The following is a 19,294-nucleotide window of genomic DNA, read 5'->3' as shown; positions in this document are numbered from 1 at the left end:
CGCTCACCTGCGCCCCTGCAGGATTCCCTCGATGTTGCGTTCGGCCAGGGCGGTGATCGACATGAACGGGTTGCAGCCCAGGTAGCCGGGGAGCAGCGAGGCGTCGTTGACGTACAGCTTGTCGTAGCCCTTCACCCTGCCGTAGCCGTCGGTGGCCCTGCCCCTGACCACCCCGCCCATCGGGTGAACGGTGTTGGGCGCGAACGCCGTTCCCTCGAAGAGGTCGTCGCGGTAGTCCACGCCGTTGGCCTGCGTCACCTTGTCGAAGACGAGCTGCGCCCGCTCGCGCAGGTGATCCGTGTGGCCCTCCGGCCAGTCGATGGCGATCGAGTCCTTGGTGCGGTCGTAGACGATGTTCGCGCGGTCGCCGGTGCGCACCATCACGTAGTAGCCCAGCGCCAGCGTCTCCACCGGGAGGGGCAGCGAGAACATGCTGGCGTACACCGGGTTGTCCGGATCGTCCCTGCCGTCGAGGTTGATCATTCCCAGCAGCGACTGCTGGGTGCCGGCCGGGTCGCTGGGCTGCAGCATGTGGGAGACCATGATGTCGCCGTTGTTCCCGTATCCGCGGCCGACCTCGTCGCTCAGGTGGGGCAGCGTCCCCGTCTCGCGGGCCCGCAGCAGGATCTCGTTCGTGCCGAGCACCCCGGCACTGAGATAGAGCTCTTCGCAACCGATTTCGGCCCGGGCGACCACCTTCCCGAACCGGTCGATCTCGAGGGTCGAGACCACGTACTCGCCCGAGGGCTCGCGCCGGACGCCGGTGACCTCGGTGAGCGGCTTGAGGGTGACCTTCCCCGTCGCCAGCGCCGCCGCGATGTAGGTCTGGTCGACGCTGCCGAACCTGCCGAAGTTATTGCCGTACTGCTGCTCGAAGTTCAACGCCGAGCGCGGAACCAGTCCCGCCTCCTCGCGCTGCATGTAGTCGAACGAATAGGCGCTGCCGTTGTAGTCGACGCGGTAACCGGCGGCCTCCGCGTACTGCCGTCCCACCCTGGCGTATTGGAACCAGGGCGTGCCCTCGAACCAGTCCATGTCGCGGTAGCTGATCCGCAGCATGGATTTGGCGCGTTCGACGTAGGTCCCCAGGAAGGCGTCGGGATCGATGTCCGGGAAGGTGGCCCGGACCTGATCCGGGGTGGGGATGGCCGCGATCGCCGCGTTGACCATCGATCCCCCGCCGACGGCCGTGCCGCGGTACACGGCGTGCGCGCCATGCACCACCCGCTCGCAGATCCCGGCCTGGACCGGCTGGGACGACGGCGAGTGCTTGGCCACCTGCGCGATCGACACGCCGCGATACGACGGCACCAGGCTGGGCGGCACGGACGTGAACCACCCGGCGCGGTTGTCCGCGGGCACCATCCGCGAGAAGCGCTTCCCGTCCGCGTCGGCGCTGTTGAACCACCGGCCCTTTTCCAGGATCAGCGTCTCGATGCCGGCCTGGCCGAGCCGCAACGCCGACACCCCGCCCCCGTACCCGCTGCCGACCACGATGGCCCGGTAGTGCGGGCGCAGGACGGTCGCGGCTGCTCGCCGCGTTCCCAGGTCGACGGCACCGGCGCCGAGGGCGCCCGCGGCGACACCCGCGGCGGCACCGAGAAAGCGTCTCCGCGAGAAAGCCATCCCCTGCCTCCGGTCCAAGCAGACTGTGATTTAACTAACCGCGGTTTAAGCATACCTGAAGTATGCTAAATGCGCTATCGTGCGTAGGTATGACAGGTGACCGGCTGTCAATTCGACCGTCAGAATGTTATGGGACGCGTGTGCCACTTTTGCCTCGAGTAGGGGCGGCCCGCCGACCGGGGGCCTCCGCCGCGCGCTGGAAGAGGCCCAAGAAGTACCTCTGGCTGCTGGCCGCGGCCGTGCCGGTGCTCGTCTTCCCCTGCTGGGCGGGGGCGCAACACACCGGTTTCGGCATCTTCTGGTGGGGCGTCCCCATCCTGGCGTTCGTGATCATTCCCGTGCTGGACCACCTGATGGGCCCCGACGTCGTCGACAACCCCGACGAGAGCGTCCTCGCCTGGTTGGAAACGAACCGTTTCTACCGCTGGGCCACCTACCTCTACCTTCCCAACCAGTACCTGTCGCTGGTGTTCGCCTGCTGGGTGTGGAGCGGCGGCGGTTGGGTCGCCATGGGGTTCGCCGAGAAGGTCGGCCTGATGGCGACGGTCGGCCTGGTCGGCGGTCTGGCCATCAACGCCGCGCACGAATTGGGACACACGCGGATGAGGGCGGAACGGCGCCTGAGCAAGGTGGCGCTCGCACAAACCTGCTACGGGCACTTCTACGTCGAGCACAATCGCGGGCACCACGTCCGGGTCGCGACGGTCGAGGACCCGGCCAGCGCGCGCCTGGGCGAGCCCCTCTACGCGTTCATCCCGCGTTCGGTGTTCGGCGGCTTGCGCTCGGCCTGGCGGCTCGAGGCGGACCGGCTGGCGGGGATGGGCAAATCCCGCTGGTCGCTCGACAACGAGATACTCAACGCATGGCTAATCAGCGTGGCCCTGTTCACCGTACTTTCGGTATGGTTCGGCCCGGTCGTCCTGCCGTGGCTGATCGGCCAGGCGATCATCGGCTTTTGCCTGCTGGAGACCGTCAACTACATGGAGCACTACGGGCTGCGGCGGCAGAAGCTGCCCAGCGGCCGCTACGAACGGGTCCAGCCCGCGCACAGCTGGAACAGCAGCTCGGTGATCACGAACGTCCTGCTTTTCCATCTGCAGCGGCATTCCGATCATCACGCCAATCCGCTGCGCCCGTACCAGGTGCTGCGCCATGTCGATGAGGCCCCGCAGCTCCCGAGCGGGTACAGCGCCATGCTGCTGTTGGCGGTGCTCCCGCCGCTATGGCGCCGGGTGATGGACCCACGGGTGCTCGACTTCTATGGCGGCGACGTCCGTCGGGCCGCGCTCAAGCCCGGCGACGGCTGTCCCCGGCCGGCGCTACGCTTTCAGGTGTGGCCAAGGAGTTTTCGCGTCTCGATGAGTCGCTGACGGAGTTCATCGGGGATCAGGCGGTCTTCTTCGTTGCCACCGCACCCGCCGAGGGCGGCCGAATCAACCTTTCCCCCAAGGGCTATCGCGACACCTTCGCGGTGCTGGACGAGCACACCGTCGCGTATCTCGACCTGTTCGGCAGCGGTGTCGAAACGATCGCGCACCTGCGTGACAACGGCCGGATCACGATCATGTTCTGCTCGTTCACCCGCAACTCGCGCATTCTACGGCTATTCGGCAGCGGGCGAGTCGTGCGCCCGGACGACGCCGAATTCCCCGGCCTGCTCACGCGATTCGGCGGTGCGCACGCCGGCGTCCGGGCCGTCATCGTCGTCGAGCTCGAACGAATCGCCGACGCCTGCGGATTCGCGGTGCCCTACTACGAGCTCGTCGACGAGCGCCCGGTACTCGACGCGCATCACGCCAAGGCGTCCGATGACGCGTTCGCCCGGCTGACCGCACGCAACCGGCGCAGCATCGACGGGCTGCCCGCGCTGGAGGCTGACCACCCGGCGCCGCGACGACCCGCCTGAGGCCCGCCCGCCGAGATTCCGTAACGCTTTGCCGGTTCTGACCGATGGTGTGCAAGCGGGGGTCGACGGAAAGGGAGACCGACGATGTCGTTTGTGTTCGCCACACCAGAGCACATGCGGACGGCGGCAACGCAGTTAGCCGGCATCGGATCGACGATCGACTCAGCCACCGCGGCGGCGGCCGCCCGGACCACGCAGGTGCTGGCCGCCGGCGCTGACCAGGTGTCCGGCGCGGTCGCGGCGCTGTTCTCCGGTCACGGCCAGGCCTACCAGGCCATCAGCGCCCAGGTGGCGACCTTTCACCAGGGCCTGGTGCAGAACCTGTCGGCCGGCGCGGCCTCGTACGTCGGCGCCGAGGCGAACAACGCGCTGACCATCGGCAACGACGGCATCGCCGACCTGGGTCTGGGCAACATCGGCAACGGCAACATCGGCGGCGGCAACGCCGGCAACACCAACCTCGGCAGCGGCAACGCCGGTTACACCAACATCGGCAACGGCAACGTCGGCAACGGGAACGTCGGCGCCGGCAACATCGGCTACAGCAACGCCGGCAGCGGCAACACCGGCACCGCCAACGTGGGTATCGGCAACGCCGGCAACGCCAACATGGGCGGCGGCAACCTCGGCAACGCCAACGCGGGCGCCGGCAACCTCGGCAGCTACAACCAGGGCGCCGCCAACAGCGGCAACTCCAACGTCGGCCTCGCGAACCTGGGCAGCAACAACCTGGGAATCGGCAACAGCGGCAGCAACGACATCGGCATCGGGCTCAAGGGCGACAACCTGGTCGGCATCGGCGGGCTCAACGCCAACGGCAGCGTCGGCAATGTGGGCTGGGGCAACAACGGCAACCACAACATCGGGCTGGGCAATACCGGCAACAACAACATCGGCTTCGGGCTGACCGGCGACAACGAAATCGGCATCGGCGGAACCTATTACGACACCGCGACGGGCCAGTTCACCCTCGGCGGGCTGAATTCCGGCAGCGGCAACACCGGCCTGTTCAACTCCGGCACCGGCAACACCGGCCTGTTCAACTCCGGCACCGGCAACTCCGGTGTGTTCAACAGCGGCACCCACAACTGGGGGGCGTTCAACTCGGGCAACACCAACACCGGCATCGGCAACACGGGCGACATCAACACCGGGTTGTGGAACGCCGGCTACTCCAACGTCGGCTCGTTCAACGCCGGCTACCAGAACGTCGGCATGGGTGACCCCGGCTTCAGCAACGTGGGCTCGTGGAACGGCGGGGACAACAACATCGGCGCCTTCAACGGCTCGTCGGGCAACATCGGCCACCTCAACGGCGGCTACAACAACATCGGCGTCGGCAACTCCGGCGCGTTCAACGTGGGCAGCTTCAACGGGGGCGACGAGAACATGGGCGACTCCAACGGGGGCTGCAGCAACACCGGATCCTTCAACGGGGGCAGCACCAACACCGGTTTCTTCAACGCGGGCGACACCAACACCGGCGTCTTCAACGCGGGCGGCCTCAACACCGGTGCGGGCAGCCCGTTCACCCAGGCCGTCGCCAACTCGGGCTTCGGCAACACCGGCACCGGCAACTCGGGCTTCTTCAACAGCAGCGACGGCAACTCGGGCTTTTACAACTCGGCGACCGGCGGCTTCAACTCCGGCTTCATGAACACCGGCACCGGCAACAACGACACGGGCGCCTTCAACTCCGGCGGCGGCCAGTTTTCGGTCGGCTTCCACAACTCCGACAGCGGCAGATACAACACCGGCTTCGGTAACTCAGGACCCGGCGACTACAACACGGGCGTCGACAACTCCGGCTACGGCGGCAACAACACCGGCTTCTGGAACACCGACTCGTTCGTCGGCGGCAACACGGGCTGGTTCAACTCCGGCGTCGGCAACAACACCGGGTTCTTCAACTCCGGTGGCGGCTACCCCTTCGACCAGGGGAACTCGGGGTTCGGCAACTCCGGCACCGGCGCCTCGGGCTGGCTTAAACCGCCCGTTTGAGCTCGTCGACCATGTTGAGCTGTTCCCAGGGCAGTTCGATGTCGGTGCGCCCGAAGTGCCCGTAGGCGGCGGTCTGGGCGTAGATCGGGCGCAGCAGGTCCAGGTCACGGATGATCGCGCCGGGCCGCAGGTCGAAGACTTCGGGAACGATCTTTTCGATCTTGACCGGGTCGACGGTGGCGGTGCCGAACGTCTCGATGAACAGCCCGACCGGGGCGGCCTTGCCGATGGCGTAGGCCACCTGCACCTCGACCCGCTCGGCCAGCCCGGCGGCCACGATGTTCTTGGCCACCCAGCGCATCGCGTAGGCCGCCGAGCGGTCCACCTTGGAGGGATCCTTGCCCGAAAACGCCCCCCCGCCGTGGCGCGCCCAGCCGCCGTAGGTGTCCACGATGATCTTGCGCCCGGTCAACCCCGCATCACCCATCGGGCCACCCAGCACGAACTTGCCGGTCGGATTGACCAGCACCCGCGTCGCCGAGGAATCCAACGTCTGATGGTCCAACTCCTGCAGCACAGTCGTGAGCACGTGCGTGCGGATGTCGGGATCCAGCGTCTTGTCCAGGTCGATGCCCTCGGCGTGCTGGGTGGAAACCACCACGGTGTCCAGCCGCACCGGCACATCGTCCTCATAGGCGATGGTGACCTGGGTCTTGCCGTCCGGACGCAGGTAATCCAGCGTCCCGTTCTTGCGCACCTCGGTCAGCTTGCGCGACAACCGGTGCGCCAACGCGATCGGCAACGGCATCAACTCCGGGGTGTCGTTGATCGCATAACCAAACATCAGCCCCTGATCACCGGCGCCCTGAGAATCCAGCGGGTCCGCCGCACCCTCCACGCGGGCCTCATGGGCGCTGTCCACCCCCTGGGCAATGTCAGGCGACTGCGCACCGATACCGATGTTCACCCCACACGACGCCCCGTCAAAACCCTTCTCCGACGAGTCATAACCGATGTCGAGGATGCGCGCACGCACCGTGTTGGTGATCTCGGCGAACGCCTCCTTAGCCGTCGTCGTCACCTCACCCACCACATGCACCTGCCCCGTGGTCACCAACGTCTCCACCGCCACCCGCGAGCGCGGATCCTGCGCCAACAACGCATCAAGGACCGAGTCGCTGATCGCGTCACAGATCTTGTCGGGATGCCCCTCGGTCACCGACTCACTGGTAAACAGCCGACCCTTTTCACTCACAGTCCCTATCCTTCCAATAGTTAGTTAGTCGAATAATATCGTTTGGCGTCAGCAGGCACCCGCGCGGGCGCCGTAGGGCAGTAAACCCCGTTAGCGGCCGTGGCCGTGCAGGAACGCCACGATCGCATCCACGATACGGCTGGCCATCAGCGTCTTGGAGCCGTGCGGGAGTGCCGACTCGGTGCCGTCGGAGGCCAGCAGCCAGCCGTCGTTGCTGTCCACCTCGAACGCCTTGTTGTCGCCGACGGCATTGACCACCAACAGGTCACATCCCTTGCGCCGCAGCTTTTCCCGGGCGTGGAACAGCACGTCGCCGTTGGCGTCGCCGGTCTCGGCGGCAAACCCCACGATGGCGCGCATGTTGGGCAGCTGCCCGTGCGAGCGCGCCCGCACCGCGCCGGCCAGCACGTCGTCGTTGCGCACCAATTCGATCGTCGGCGCCGCGGTGTCTTCTTCGGCGCGCTTCTTGATCTTGGCCGCGGCGACCTGAGCGGGCCGGAAGTCGGCGACCGCGGCCGCCATCACCAGCACGTCGACCCCGGGCGCGTGCTTGGACACCGCCTCGCCGAGTTGCTGCGCGGAGCTGACCTGCACCACGTTGACGCCGGCGGGGTCGATCAGGCCGGCGGTGTGCCCGGCGATCAGGGTGACCTCGGCGCCGCGCTGGGCGGCGACCCGCGCCACCGCGTAGCCCTGCTTGCCGGAGCTGCGGTTACCGATGAAGCGCACCGGATCGATCGGTTCGCGGGTGCCACCGGCGGTGACGAGCACCCGGAAGCCGGCGAGGTCGTAGGGCAGCGCGTCGTGGCGCTCCAGCAGCAGCTGGGCCAGGGTGGTGATCTCCTCGGCCTCGGGCAGCCGTCCCGCGCCGCTGTCGGCGCCGGTGAGCCGCCCGTGCGCGGGTTCCAGCACCACCGCGCCGCGGCGGCGCAGCGTGGCCACGTTCTCGGCGGTGGCGGGGTGCAACCACATCTCCGTGTGCATCGCCGGCGCGAACAGCACGGGGCAGCGGGCGGTCAGCAGCGTGGCGGTCAGCAGGTCGTCGGCCCGGCCGGCAACGGCCCGGGCCAGCAGGTCGGCGGTGGCGGGCGCCACCACCACCAGATCGGCCTGCTTGCCGAGCTGGACGTGCGGCACCTCCGGAACGTCGTCGAACACGCCGGTGCGCACCGGCTGGCCCGACAGCGCCTCGAAGGTGGCGGCGCCCACGAAGCGCAGCGCGGACTCGGTGGGGATGACGCGGACGTCGTGGCCGGCCTCGGCGAGCTGGCGAACGACGGTGCATGCCTTGTAGGCGGCGATGCCCCCGGAGACGCCGACTATGACCTGTTTAGCGATCCGCTCGCGGTCCACAGCGCGCCCGGCCCGCCTGTTACTCGCCCTCGGTGTGTTCGAGAAGGTCGGCGTGGATCTCGCGCAGCGCGATGGACAGCGGCTTTTCCTGCAGCCCGGGCTCGACGAGCGGGCCGACGTACTCGAGGATGCCCTCGCCGAGCTGGTTGTAGTAGTCGTTGATCTGCCGGGCCCGCTTGGCCGCGTAGATCACCAGGGCGTACTTGCTGGACACGCGGTCCAGCAGCTCGTCGATCGGCGGGTTGGTGATGCCCAGCGGGGTGTCGTAGGCGCTTTGTCCGCCTGCCGACGGATCGAACTGGTCCACGGCGGTCAGCGATGCGTCGGACTGAGGAATGCTCACGTAGGTCTATCTCCTGGCGGATTGGAGTCGATGGAATCTGGTGTGGCTGCGGCCTGGCCGGTGTCTGTCTTCGATGCTTGAGCCGTGCCCGACGCAGTTCCCACCAGCAAGGATACCAATTCGGCGCACGCAGACTCCAATCGACTGTTGACCACCACCTCGTCGAAGTCGTCCTGGGCCGCCATTTCGACGCGGGCGGTGTCGAGGCGCCGGCGGATCGCCTCCGGTGTCTCGGTGCCGCGGCCGACCAGCCTGGCCTGCAGGTCCTCCCAGCTGGGCGGGGCGAGAAACACGGTGGTGGCCTCGGGCATTGCCTTCTTGACTGCCCTGGCACCGGCCAGATCGACCTCGATGAGCACGGGCAGCCCGGACTCGGTGGCGGCCCGCACGGGCTCGGCCAGCGTGCCCGATCGGTGCAGCCCGCCGTGGATCTCCGCCCACTCCAACAGGGCGCCGCCGTCGATCAGCTCCTGGAAGCGGGCCGGGGTGACGAAGTGGTAGTCGACACCATCGACCTCGCCGGGCCGCGGCGCCCGGGTCGTGGCCGACACGCTGAACTGCAGGTTGGGGATCCGCTCGCGCAGACACCGCACCACGGTTGACTTGCCGACCGCGGAGGGACCGGACAGCACGACCACACGCCCCTTGCCGGTTGGCTCGGGGCGTGGCCGCTGCGCGACGTCCGGCCCCTCGCCGGCGCTCACTGGCGCCCTTGGGTCGGTGCCCCCACAGGCCGTCCGGCCTGCATCGTCGCTGCTTTGGTTAGGCGGAGCCGAACTTTTCCAGCAGGGCCTTGCGCTGCCGGTCGCCGAGGCCACGCAGGCGGCGGGTGGGGGCGATCTCGAGCTCGGTCATGATTTCCTGCGCCTTGACCTTGCCCACCTTCGGCAACGCCTCAAGCAGGGCAGACACCTTCATCTTGCCCAGGACTTCGTCGCTCTCGGCGTCCTTGAGCACCTGGGTGAGGTTGGTGCCGCCGCGCTTCAGGCGGTCTTTGAGCTCTGCTCGTGCGCGACGAGCGGCAGCCGCCTTCTCCAAAGCGGCCGCGCGCTGCTCGTCGGTCAACTGGGGAAGGGCCACGATTCCTCCGTATCTGATCAATCGGTAATCGATCTCGTTTTGTCTCTGCCGGGTACTTCAGCCAGCGGAGATGACCGTACTCAGCCTTCCTGACGAAATCTAACCCGCCCCCCTGGTTAATTGTGCAAATGTGCAGCGTGGACCGCGCGGGCAAGCCGCGCGGGCGGTCCCCGCGGGGTCGCAAAGACGGGCCCGGCGGGGCGCCATTCCCGGCGTCGAAGGGCCCTCCCAGTCGGCCCGGAAATGGCGATTGAGCTGCGGGTTTAGGCCGGCCGGTGTGGGTCGCGCGGCCCGGCGGCGGCCGCCGTGGATGGCCACGCCGCGCGGCCCCAACTCGGGGTGCGGCGGATCACGCATTTTTCCGTGGCGTGTCGCGCGTGTCGCCCCCGCCGACAAGCGGCAGGTCCGCGGCCCGTGCGCAGCGATGTTTCAGCGAATGCCCAGCCAAATATCAGTTACGATCGAGCCGTGCCGAACCTGCGCATCCGTCAGGCGGCTGAGCTGCTCGGAGTCAGCGACGACACCGTCCGGCGGTGGATCAACCAGGGCACGCTGTCGGTGAGCCACGACGCGGCCGGCCGGAAGGTCATCGCCAGCGAGGATCTGGCCGAGTTTTCGCGTTCCAACGCGCCCACCCCGCCGCCGGATCCCCTGGGCATCGGCAGCTCGGCCCGCAACCGGTTCGTCGGCCTGGTGACCAGGGTGATCAGCGACAAGGTGATGACCCAGGTCGAGATGCAGTGCGGCCCCCATACGGTCGTCTCGTTGATGAGCACCGCCGCCGCCGAGGAGCTGAACCTGCAGCCCGGCAGCGTGGCCGTGGCCGTCGTCAAGGCCACCACCGTGATCGTGGAAACCGCGCGGCCCAGCACGGCCGTCGCTGCCGACTGACTTGGGCCTCCGGCGTGTGCGCTCACGGCTTTGGGCGTGCGCTGACGGCGGAAAAACGGCCGGCATCCACGCCGTGAGCTCGCACAGAAAGCCACAAGTGCACACGAACGCGGCCTAGCGGGCTCCCAGATACGCGACGGCGTCCAGCATCCGCTCGCCGGCCGCGCGCAGGTCGGACACGTCCGGTCCGGCCCGCAGCACCTCGCGGGCCACCGCGGGCAGCAGCTGGCCCGGAGCGGCCCCGCCCAGGCCGCTCAGCGCCCCGGGGCGGCCGCCCTGCACGCCGACGCCGGGCACCAGTACCGGCCCGCCCAGCTCGCTGACGTCGGGCGCCTCGAACACCGTCGCGCCGAGGACCACGCCCACGTATCCGGGCTCGGAGCCGGTGGCGGATCGGTTGACGACCGCCGCCTGGTCGACGATGAGCTGGGCCACCGTCCGGCCGTCGAACGTCGCGCGCTGCACCGTGCCGCCCTCCGGGTTGGACGTCGCGGCCAGCACGAATACGCCGCGATCGCTGGCGAGGGCCGCCTCCAGCAGCGGCCGCAGCGAACCGAACCCCAGATACGGCGAGGCGGTCACCGCGTCGGCGGCCAGCGGCGAGTCGCCGGCCCACGCCGCGGCGTAGGCCGCCATCGTCGTGCCGATGTCGCCCCGCTTGGCGTCGGCCAGCACCAGCACCCCGGCCGAACGCAGCGCGGCGATGGTGCGTTCCAGCACCGCGTACCCGGCCGCGCCGTAGGCCTCGAAGAACGCCACCTGCGGCTTGACGACGGCGAATCCGGCAAACGCGTCGACGCAGATGTCGCAGAACGCGGCCAGCCCGTCGGCGGTGGCCGGCAGGTCCCACGCCCGCAGCAGCTCGGGGTGCGGGTCGATGCCCAGACACAGCGGCCCCCGGCTCAGCTTCGCCGCGGCCAACCGGGCGCCGAAGCCGGTCATTGCGGGCCGGCCCCGGCGCCTTGCGCACCAATGGCCCCGGCGCCTTGCGCACCAATGGCCCCGGCGCCTTGCGCGCCAATGGCCCCGGCGCCTTGCGCACCAATGGCGCTGTGCAGCTCCTGCAGCGAGCGCACGCCGATGTCGCCGCGGATCCCCGCCTCGATGCCCTGCACGGCGGCCGAGGCGCCCTGCACCGTCGTGACGCACGGGATGTTGACCGACACCGCGGCCGAGCGGATCTCGTAGCCGTCGATGCGGGGGCCGGAGTTGCCGAACGGCGTGTTGATCACCATGTCGACCTCGCCGGCCTTGATCGCGTCGACCGCGGACATCGCGGGGCGGCCGTCCTGCGGCGGCTCGAAGTGCTTGCGGACCTCGTCGCAGGGAATACCGTTGCGCCGCAGCATCTCCGCGGTGCCCTCTGTGGCCAGCACCCGGAAGCCGAGGTCGGCCAGCCGCTTGACCGGGAACACCAGCGACCGCTTGTCCCGGTTGGCCACCGACACGAAAATCGTCCCGTCGGCCGGCAGCGAGCCGTAGGCGGCGGTTTGGCTCTTGGCGAAGGCGGTGCCGAAGTCGCGGTCGATGCCCATCACCTCGCCCGTCGACTTCATCTCCGGGCCGAGCAGGGAGTCGATGGCGGCCCCGTCGACGCGGCGGAAGCGGTGAAACGGCAGCACGGCCTCCTTGACCGCGATCGGGGCCTGCGGCGGCGCATGCGCGCCGTCCCCGGAGGCCGCTAGCATGCCCTCGGCGCGCAACTGGGAGATGGTGGCGCCCAACATGATCCGCGCGCACGCCTTCGCGAGCGGGATCGCGGTCGCCTTCGACACGAACGGCACCGTGCGGCTGGCCCGCGGGTTGGCCTCGAGGACGTAGAGCACGTCGTCCTTGAGCGCGTACTGCACGTTGAGCAGCCCGACGACGCCGATGCCGTGGGAGATGGCCTCCGTGGCGCGACGCACCTTTTCGATGTCGCTGCGGCCCAGGGTGACCGGCGGCAGCGCGCAGGCCGAGTCGCCGGAGTGGATGCCGGCCTCCTCGATGTGCTCCATGATGCCGCCGATGTAGACCTCGGCCCCGTCGCACAGCGCGTCGACGTCGATCTCCACCGCGTCCTCGAGGAAGCGGTCGACGAGCACCGGGTGTTCCGGCGAGAGCGCGGTGGCGCGGGTGATGTAGCCCTCCAGCGTCGCCTCGTCGTAGACGATCTCCATGCCGCGGCCGCCCAGCACGTAGGACGGCCGCACCAGCACCGGATAACCGATATCGTCGGCGATCCGGCGGGCCTGGGCGAAAGTCGTTGCCATGCCGTACTTCGGCGCGGGCAGCCCGGCGGTGGCCAGCACGTCTCCGAAGGCGCCGCGGTCTTCGGCCAGGTCGATGGCCTCCGGTGGGGTGCCCACGATCGGAACCCCGGCGTCGAAGAGCCGCTGCGCCAGCCCGAGCGGCGTCTGGCCGCCCAGCTGCACGATGACCCCCGCCACCCCGGGGCCGCCGGAGCCCGACTGCGATTCGGCGCGGAACACCTCCAGCACGTCCTCGAAGGTCAGCGGCTCGAAGTAGAGCCGGTCGGCGGTGTCGTAGTCGGTGGACACCGTCTCCGGGTTGCAATTGACCATCACGGTCTCGAAACCGGCCTGGCTCAGCGTCGTTGCCGCGTGCACGCAGCTGTAGTCGAATTCGATGCCCTGGCCGATCCGGTTCGGCCCGGAGCCCAGGATCAACACCTTGGGCCGCTCGGCCTGCGGCGCCACCTCGGTCTCGGCGGCCGGGTCCAGCTCGTAGCTGCTGTAGTGATACGGGGTCTTGGCCTCGAACTCCGCCGCGCAGGTGTCCACCGTCTTGTAGACGGGGTGGATGCCCAGCCGCTCGCGCAGCGACCGCACCCCGTCCTCCCCCGCCAATTCCGGTCGCAGGGCCGCGATCTGGCGGTCCGAGAGCCCGTGGTGCTTGGCCCGGCGCAGCAGGTCGGCTTCGAGGACGGGTGCGGCGCAGATCTTGGCGCGCAGCGCGACCAGCTCGCCGATCTGCGCGACGAACCACGGGTCGACGCCGCTCGCCTGGGCGACCCGCTCGATCGAGGCGCCCAGCCGCAGCGCCAGTTCGATGTCGTAGAGCCGGCCTTCGGTCGGGGTCTGCAGCCGGGTGAGGGCCTCGTCGACGGTCCCCTCATCGTCGGGCTTCGTCCAAAAGCCGGCGCGCCCGGTCTCCAGCGACCGCATCACCTTGCCGAGTGCCTCGACGAAGTTGCGGCCCAACGACATCGCCTCGCCGACGGACTTCATCGTGGTCGTCAGCGTCGGGTCGGCGCCGGGGAATTTCTCGAACGCGAACCGGGGCGCCTTGACCACGACGTAGTCCAGCGTCGGCTCGAAGCAGGCTGGAGTCTCCTTGGTGATGTCGTTGACGATCTCGTCCAGGGTGTAGCCGATGGCCAGCTTGGCGGCGATCTTGGCGATCGGGAAGCCGGTGGCCTTGGATGCCAACGCGCTTGACCGGGACACCCGCGGGTTCATCTCGACGACGATCAGCCGGCCGTCGCCGGGGTTGACGGCGAACTGGATGTTGCAGCCGCCGGTGTCCACGCCGACCTCCCGCAGGATCGCGATGCCCAGGTCGCGCATCCGCTGATACTCCCGGTCGGTGAGCGTCATGGCCGGCGCGACGGTGACCGAGTCGCCGGTGTGCACGCCCATCGGGTCGACGTTTTCGATGCTGCACACCACCACCACGTTGTCGTGGCCGTCGCGCATCAGCTCGAGCTCGAATTCCTTCCAGCCGAAGATCGATTCCTCGATGAGCACGTTGGCGCTGGGCGAGGCGGCCAGCCCGGCGCCGGCCATCCGCTCGACGGCCTCGGGCGACTCGGCCATCCCCGAGCCCAGCCCGCCCATGGTGAAGCTGGGCCGCACGACGACGGGCAGGCCGAGCTCGGCGACCGTTTCGCGGACTTCGTCCATGGTGAAACACACTCGGCTGCGGGCGGATTCGCCGCCGACCTTGGCGACGATGTCCTTGAACCGCTGCCGGTCCTCGCCCCGCTGGATGGCGTCGAAGTCGGCGCCGATCAGCTCGACGCCGTAGCGCTCCAGCGCACCGTTCTCGTACAGCGCGACCGCGGTGTTGAGCGCCGTCTGCCCGCCCAGCGTGGCCAGCAGCGCGTCGATCTTGTTGCCGCGCTCGGCCTGCTGGGCGATCACACGCTCGACGAACGCCGGGGTGATGGGCTCGACGTAGGTGTGATCGGCGTACTCGGGATCGGTCATGATGGTGGCCGGGTTCGAGTTGATCAGGCTGACCTGCAACCCTTCGGCGCGCAGCACCCGGCAGGCCTGGGTCCCGGAGTAGTCGAACTCGGCGGCCTGCCCGATGACGATCGGCCCGGACCCGATCACCAGCACGTGGCGCAAGTCGGTGCGACGCGGCACTAGCGGCCCTCCCCTCGCAGGCCGGGGGCCCCAGCCATCAGGTCGATGAATTGGTCGAAAAGGTATTCCGCATCGTGCGGGCCGGCGGCGGCCTCCGGATGGTACTGCACCGAAAACGCGCGGCCGTCAGCGAGTTTGACGCCCTCGACCACCCCGTCGTTGGCGCAGGTGTGGCTGACGGTCGCCGGGCCGAACGGCGTGTCGAACGATTGGCCGGCCTCCCCCTCCAGCGCGAAACCGTGGTTCTGTGCGGTCACCGCGACCCGGCCGGTCGCATGGTCGATGACCGGGATGTTGATGCCGCGGTGGCCGAAGACCATCTTGTAGGTGGACAGGCCCAGCGCCCGGCCGAGGATCTGGTTGCCGAAACAGATGCCGAACAACGGGATTCCGGCGCCCAGCACCTCGCGGGTGAGCGCGACGACGTGGTCGGCGGTGGCTGGGTCACCGGGCCCGTTGGACAGGAACACCCCGTCGGGCCTGAGGTCGGCGATCTGCTCGAAGGTCGCCGACGAGGGCAGCACGTGGCTGCGGACGCCGCGGCGGGCGAAATTGCGCGGGGTGTTCGTCTTGATCCCGAGGTCCAGGGCGACCACCGTAAACCGATGTGCCCCTTCGGGTTCCACGACATAGGCGCCCCCGGTGCTGACCTCGCCGGCCAGGTCGGCGCCCAGCATCGACTGCTGGCCCCGCACCCGATCCACCAGCTCGGCCGGCTCGGCCAGCGACTCGCCGGAGAAGACGCCCGCCTTCATCGAGCCGCGGCTGCGCAGGTGCCGCACCACCGCCCGGGTGTCGATCCCGGCGATCCCGACGATGCCCTGGCGGACCAGCTCGTCCTCCAGCGTGCCGGTGGCGCGCCAGTTGGAGGCGCGCGGCGACGGGTCGCGCACCGCGTAACCGGCGACCCAGATCTTGTCGCCGCGGCTCTCGGCGTCCTCGTCGTTCCAGCCGGTGTTGCCGATCTGCGGCGCGGTGGCGACCACGATCTGGCGGTGGTAGCTGGGGTCGGTCAGCGTCTCCTGATAGCCGGACATGCCCGTCGAAAAGACGGCCTCCCCGAGCGTCTGGCCGACCTTGCCGAACGGCGTGCCGGTGAAGACGCGGCCGTCCTCGAGTACCAGTACGGCCTTACCCATCAGCGCCGTCCTCCTTCAGCCAGGCGTCGTACTCGTCGCGGTTGTTGGCCCGGAACCCGATGTCGATCTCGGGGCCCGACGGCAGCCGCCAGCGGATCGCCAGGATCCCGACGCGGGCGACCACCTTGCCGGCCATGCCGCGCTCCATGCGGATGGCCGTGATCGACTCGCGGGGGACCCAAATCGGTTTGGCCCGAACGCGTTCCAGCAGGATCCCCTCGGGGTAGCGGGTCAGCACCGCCTTGCTGCGATAGCCCAGGTCCCCGGCCGTGACGCGCTCGTTCCAGGCCGGCGCCATGGTGCAGCCGCAGTACAACCCGCGGGTGGTGATGCTCGCGGTGCCCACCTTGTCGGGCACGTCGGGCAGGTCGCCGATCAACTCCGTCTGCCGCCATGCGCGGCGCCGCCAGCCACGCATCATCAGCTGGATGAGCACCGCGATCACCACCACCAGCACGGCCGCGAAGATCAGCGACCCCACCAGCGTGCCTGAATTCATGCCGGGCTCTTCCCGTCCCGTGCGGTGACCCGCCCGCGCAGCAGGGTGGCGGTCACGGTGGCGGGCAGGGTCATCGACTCGTAGGGCGTGTTGGTCGACCGGCTGGCCAGATCCGACGCGGCGATCGTCCACGTGGCGTCCGGATCCACCACGGTCAGGTTCGCGGGCTCCCCCACCTCGAGCGGGCGGCCGTGATCGGGCAGCCCGACGATGCGGGCCGGATTCTCACTCATCACCCGCGCCACGTCGCGCCACGTCAGCAGCCCGGGCACCACCATCGTCTGCACCACCACCGACAGTGCGGTCTGCAGGCCCAGCATGCCGGGGCGCGCCGCCGAGAACTCGACGCACTTCTCGTGCTCGGCGTGCGGGGCATGGTCGGTGGCCACACAGTCGATTACCCCGTCGGCCAGCGCCTGACGCAGCGCGACCGCGTCGGCGGCCTCGCGCAGCGGCGGGTTCACCCGGTTCACCCCGGCGTAGCTGACCAGCCGGCTGTCGTCGAGCAGCAGGTGGTGCGGGGTGACCTCCGCGGTGATCGAAATGCCTTGTGCCTTGGCCCATTTCAGGATCTCGACGGTGCCCGCGGTGGAGGCGTGGCAGATGTGCACCCGGGCGCCGGCGTCGCGGGCCAGCAGCGCGTCGCGGGCCACGATCGATTCCTCGGCGGCCCGCGGCCACCCCGCGAGCCCCAGCCGGGCAGCCGTCGGTCCCTCGTGGGCGACGGCGCCGACGGTCAGGCGCGGCTCCTCGGCGTGCTGGGCGATCAGCACCCCCAGGCCGGTGGCGTACTCCAGCGCGCGGCGCATCATCAGCGGGTCGTGCACGCACACCCCGTCGTCGGAGAACATCTTCACCTGCGCGGCGCCGGCGGCCATCATGCCCATCTCGGTCAGCTCGGCCCCGGCCAGCCCGACCGTGACGGCGCCGACGGGGTGCACGTCGACCAGGCCGACCTGCTGCCCGCGGTGCCAGACGTGGTCGGTGACCACCGGGCTGTCCGCGACCGGGTTGGTGTTGGCCATCGCGAACACCGCCGTGTAACCCCCCAAAGCGGCCGCCGCCGAACCGGTTTCGATGTCCTCGGCGTATTCGCGGCCGGGCTCGCGCAGATGGGTGTGCAGGTCGACGAAGCCGGGCAGCAGGACCTGCCCGGTGGCGTCGATGACATCGGCAGTGTCCGGGATGGCGAGGCCGGGGCCGATTTCGGCGATCTGGCCGTCGTCGACCAGTACGTCGACCCGGTCGCCCTCGCCGTAGGGACGCACGCCTCGGATAAGCACGCTCATGCCGCCCCCTCTTTGCCGGCCGCCTCAGCCCCGACCAGCACATGGAACAGCACCGCCATCCGCACGTGCACCCCGTTCGAAACCTGTTGCAGCACCGCGGATTGCGACGAGTCGGCCACCGACGACGAGATCTCCATGCCGCGCACCATCGGCCCCGGATGCAGGACCACGGCGTGGCCGGGCAGCATCGCCTGGCGCCGCTCGGACAGCCCGTAGCGCACCGAGTATTCGCGCACCGACGGGAAGAACCCGCCGTTCATCCGCTCGGCCTGCACCCGCAGCATCAGGACGGCGTCCGCCGCGGGCAGCTCGGCGTCGAAATCGTAGGAGACGGTGGCCGGCCAGCCGTCGACCCCGACCGGCAACAGCGTCGGCGGCGCGACCAGCACCACCTCGGCGCCCAGGGTGGCCAGCAGCATGACGTTGGACCGGGCGACCCGGCTGTGCAGGATGTCGCCGACGATCACGACGCGCCGGCCCTCGATGCCGCCGAGGCGCTGGCGCATGGTCAACGCGTCCAGCAGGGCCTGCGTCGGGTGTTCGTGGGTGCCGTCGCCGGCGTTGATCACCGACGGCGCAGAGTCACTGCCCGCCGTGGCAGGCGTGGTCCATTCGGCCAGCAGGTGCGCGGCGCCGGACGCGGGGTGCCGGATGATCAGCGCGTCGGCGCCGGCGGCCCGCAGCGTCAGCGCGGTGTCGCGCAGCGACTCGCCCTTGCCCACCGACGATCCGGCCGCGCTGACGTTGATCACGTCGGCGCTCATCCACTTGCCGGCCACCTCGAACGACACCCGGGTGCGGGTCGAGTTCTCATAGAACATCGTGACGACGGTGCGCCCGCGCAGCGTCGGCAGCTTCTTGATGTCGCGGCCCACCAGCGCCTGGGCGAACCGGTCGGCGTCGTCGAGGATGGCGGTGGCCTCGTCGCGGCTCAGGTCGCCGGCGGCCAACAGGTGGCGCGTCATCGCGAGATCACCACCCCGTCGCGGTCGTCGTGCTCGCTCAGCAGCACGTGCACGCTCTCGGTGCGCGAGGTCGGCACGTTCTTGCCGACGTAGTCGGCGCGCAGCGGCAGTTCGCGGTGGCCCCGGTCGACCAGCACCGCCAGCTGCACCGCCCGGGGCCGGCCCACGTCGCGCAGCGCGTCCAGCGCGGAGCGCACCGAGCGGCCGGAATACAGCACGTCGTCGACGAGGATCACCAGGGCGTCGTCGATGCCGCCGGCCGGGATCGCGGTGGCCTCCAGCGGCCGCGGCGGCTTTTGCATCAGGTCGTCGCGGTACAGGGTGATATCGAGGGCACCGTGCCCGACGTCGACGCCGCTGTATTCGCCGATGTTGGCGGCCAGACGCTGGGCGAGGATGACGCCACGGGTAGGGATTCCCAACAGCACCACCCGGGGCGCGTCGGGAGCATCCAGCGCGGTCTTTTCGATGATCTGATGCGCGATGCGGGAAATGGTGCGACCCACGTCGGCCGCCGACATCAATTCGCGGCCGGTGCCCGTGTCATTCGCGGCACACATGCGAAGACTTGACCTCCTTCTCCGCCTCTCTGGACGGATCGTTAAAGGATGTCGACTGCCCGGCAGCGTAGCAC

The 19,294-nt window shown here is 69.4% G+C and carries 17 protein-coding genes; 4 read left to right on the top strand and 13 right to left on the bottom strand.

The genetic code is table 11. The annotated features are described in order from the left end of the window. Positions 1-3: 3 nt before the first annotated feature. The gene (locus tag MTAB308_RS06800) at positions 4-1,626 is read right to left on the bottom strand and encodes a GMC oxidoreductase (RefSeq protein ID WP_077098722.1); all 1,623 of its coding nucleotides are present in this window, start codon (positions 1,624-1,626) and stop codon (positions 4-6) included. Positions 1,627-1,766: 140 nt separating this feature from the next. On the opposite strand from MTAB308_RS06800, the gene MTAB308_RS06795 reads away from it, so the two are divergent. The 3 genes from MTAB308_RS06795 (at position 1,767) to MTAB308_RS06785 (ending at position 5,533) form a co-directional block, all read left to right on the top strand. Further along, on the top strand, positions 1,767-2,996 hold the full coding sequence (locus MTAB308_RS06795) for an alkane 1-monooxygenase (RefSeq protein WP_083746448.1): 1,230 nt from the start codon (positions 1,767-1,769) through the stop codon (positions 2,994-2,996). Beyond that, positions 2,960-3,532 carry a pyridoxamine 5'-phosphate oxidase family protein gene (locus MTAB308_RS06790; RefSeq protein WP_077098720.1) on the top strand — a complete coding sequence of 191 codons (573 nt, stop codon included), beginning with the start codon at positions 2,960-2,962 and terminating at the stop codon, positions 3,530-3,532. The genes MTAB308_RS06795 and MTAB308_RS06790 overlap by 37 nt, the downstream gene beginning before the upstream one ends. 84 nt (positions 3,533-3,616) lie before the next feature. Continuing rightward, positions 3,617-5,533: a PE family protein gene (locus MTAB308_RS06785; RefSeq protein ID WP_077098719.1), complete on the top strand. Its 1,917-nt coding sequence runs from the start codon at positions 3,617-3,619 to the stop codon at positions 5,531-5,533. Here MTAB308_RS06785 and metK read toward each other — a convergent pair. From metK to mihF, 5 genes are all read right to left on the bottom strand, one after another. After that, positions 5,517-6,728 (bottom strand): methionine adenosyltransferase, encoded by a 1,212-nt coding sequence (gene metK, locus MTAB308_RS06780; protein ID WP_077098718.1) that lies wholly within the window; start codon positions 6,726-6,728, stop codon positions 5,517-5,519. The two genes, MTAB308_RS06785 and metK, sit on opposite strands and share 17 nt — an antisense overlap. Before the next feature lie 90 nt (positions 6,729-6,818). After that, entirely contained in the window at positions 6,819-8,081 is a 1,263-nt protein-coding gene (coaBC, locus tag MTAB308_RS06775; protein ID WP_077098717.1) for a bifunctional phosphopantothenoylcysteine decarboxylase/phosphopantothenate--cysteine ligase CoaBC, read from the bottom strand. 19 nt (positions 8,082-8,100) lie between these two features. After that, positions 8,101-8,424 carry a DNA-directed RNA polymerase subunit omega gene (gene rpoZ, locus MTAB308_RS06770; RefSeq protein ID WP_066910468.1) on the bottom strand — a complete coding sequence of 108 codons (324 nt, stop codon included), beginning with the start codon at positions 8,422-8,424 and terminating at the stop codon, positions 8,101-8,103. Next, on the bottom strand, positions 8,421-9,128 hold the full coding sequence (gmk, locus tag MTAB308_RS06765) for a guanylate kinase (protein ID WP_108637214.1): 708 nt from the start codon (positions 9,126-9,128) through the stop codon (positions 8,421-8,423). The genes rpoZ and gmk overlap by 4 nt, the downstream gene beginning before the upstream one ends. 58 nt (positions 9,129-9,186) lie before the next feature. Next, positions 9,187-9,504, bottom strand: a complete 318-nt coding sequence (gene mihF / locus MTAB308_RS06760; RefSeq protein WP_003407240.1) for an integration host factor, actinobacterial type — start codon at positions 9,502-9,504, stop codon at positions 9,187-9,189. Between the two features lie 468 nt (positions 9,505-9,972). Here mihF and MTAB308_RS06755 point away from each other — a divergent pair, with 468 nt between their 5' ends. Further along, the gene (locus MTAB308_RS06755) at positions 9,973-10,395 is read left to right on the top strand and encodes a TOBE domain-containing protein (RefSeq protein WP_077098716.1); all 423 of its coding nucleotides are present in this window, start codon (positions 9,973-9,975) and stop codon (positions 10,393-10,395) included. Positions 10,396-10,509: 114 nt separating this feature from the next. Here the strand turns inward: MTAB308_RS06755 and pyrF are convergent, their stop codons facing one another. From pyrF to pyrR, 7 genes are read right to left on the bottom strand one after another with little or no spacing between them, the layout of a single operon-like run. Beyond that, the gene (gene pyrF, locus MTAB308_RS06750) at positions 10,510-11,337 is read right to left on the bottom strand and encodes an orotidine-5'-phosphate decarboxylase (RefSeq protein WP_077098715.1); all 828 of its coding nucleotides are present in this window, start codon (positions 11,335-11,337) and stop codon (positions 10,510-10,512) included. Then, positions 11,334-14,768 (bottom strand): carbamoyl-phosphate synthase large subunit, encoded by a 3,435-nt coding sequence (gene carB, locus MTAB308_RS06740; protein WP_245831294.1) that lies wholly within the window; start codon positions 14,766-14,768, stop codon positions 11,334-11,336. The genes pyrF and carB overlap by 4 nt, the downstream gene beginning before the upstream one ends. Then, positions 14,768-15,907, bottom strand: a complete 1,140-nt coding sequence (gene carA, locus MTAB308_RS06735) for a glutamine-hydrolyzing carbamoyl-phosphate synthase small subunit (protein ID WP_077098714.1) — start codon at positions 15,905-15,907, stop codon at positions 14,768-14,770. The genes carB and carA overlap by 1 nt, the downstream gene beginning before the upstream one ends. Beyond that, a complete protein-coding gene (locus tag MTAB308_RS06730) occupies positions 15,900-16,406 on the bottom strand; it encodes a PH-like domain-containing protein (protein ID WP_077098713.1) in 507 nt (168 codons plus the stop codon). Before MTAB308_RS06730 ends, carA begins: the two co-directional genes overlap by 8 nt. After that, on the bottom strand, positions 16,403-17,695 hold the full coding sequence (locus MTAB308_RS06725) for a dihydroorotase (RefSeq protein WP_077098712.1): 1,293 nt from the start codon (positions 17,693-17,695) through the stop codon (positions 16,403-16,405). The genes MTAB308_RS06730 and MTAB308_RS06725 overlap by 4 nt, the downstream gene beginning before the upstream one ends. Further along, the gene (locus MTAB308_RS06720; RefSeq protein ID WP_077098711.1) at positions 17,692-18,660 is read right to left on the bottom strand and encodes an aspartate carbamoyltransferase catalytic subunit; all 969 of its coding nucleotides are present in this window, start codon (positions 18,658-18,660) and stop codon (positions 17,692-17,694) included. Before MTAB308_RS06720 ends, MTAB308_RS06725 begins: the two co-directional genes overlap by 4 nt. Next, a complete protein-coding gene (gene pyrR, locus MTAB308_RS06715; protein WP_077098710.1) occupies positions 18,657-19,220 on the bottom strand; it encodes a bifunctional pyr operon transcriptional regulator/uracil phosphoribosyltransferase PyrR in 564 nt (187 codons plus the stop codon). Before pyrR ends, MTAB308_RS06720 begins: the two co-directional genes overlap by 4 nt. Between the last annotated feature and the right edge of the window lie 74 nt (positions 19,221-19,294).

The sequence above is a fragment of the Mycobacterium terramassiliense genome, from assembly GCF_900157385.1.
Taxonomy (GTDB): Bacteria; Actinomycetota; Actinomycetes; order Mycobacteriales; family Mycobacteriaceae; genus Mycobacterium; species Mycobacterium terramassiliense.
This window is presented reverse-complemented; position numbering and strand designations above follow the sequence as displayed.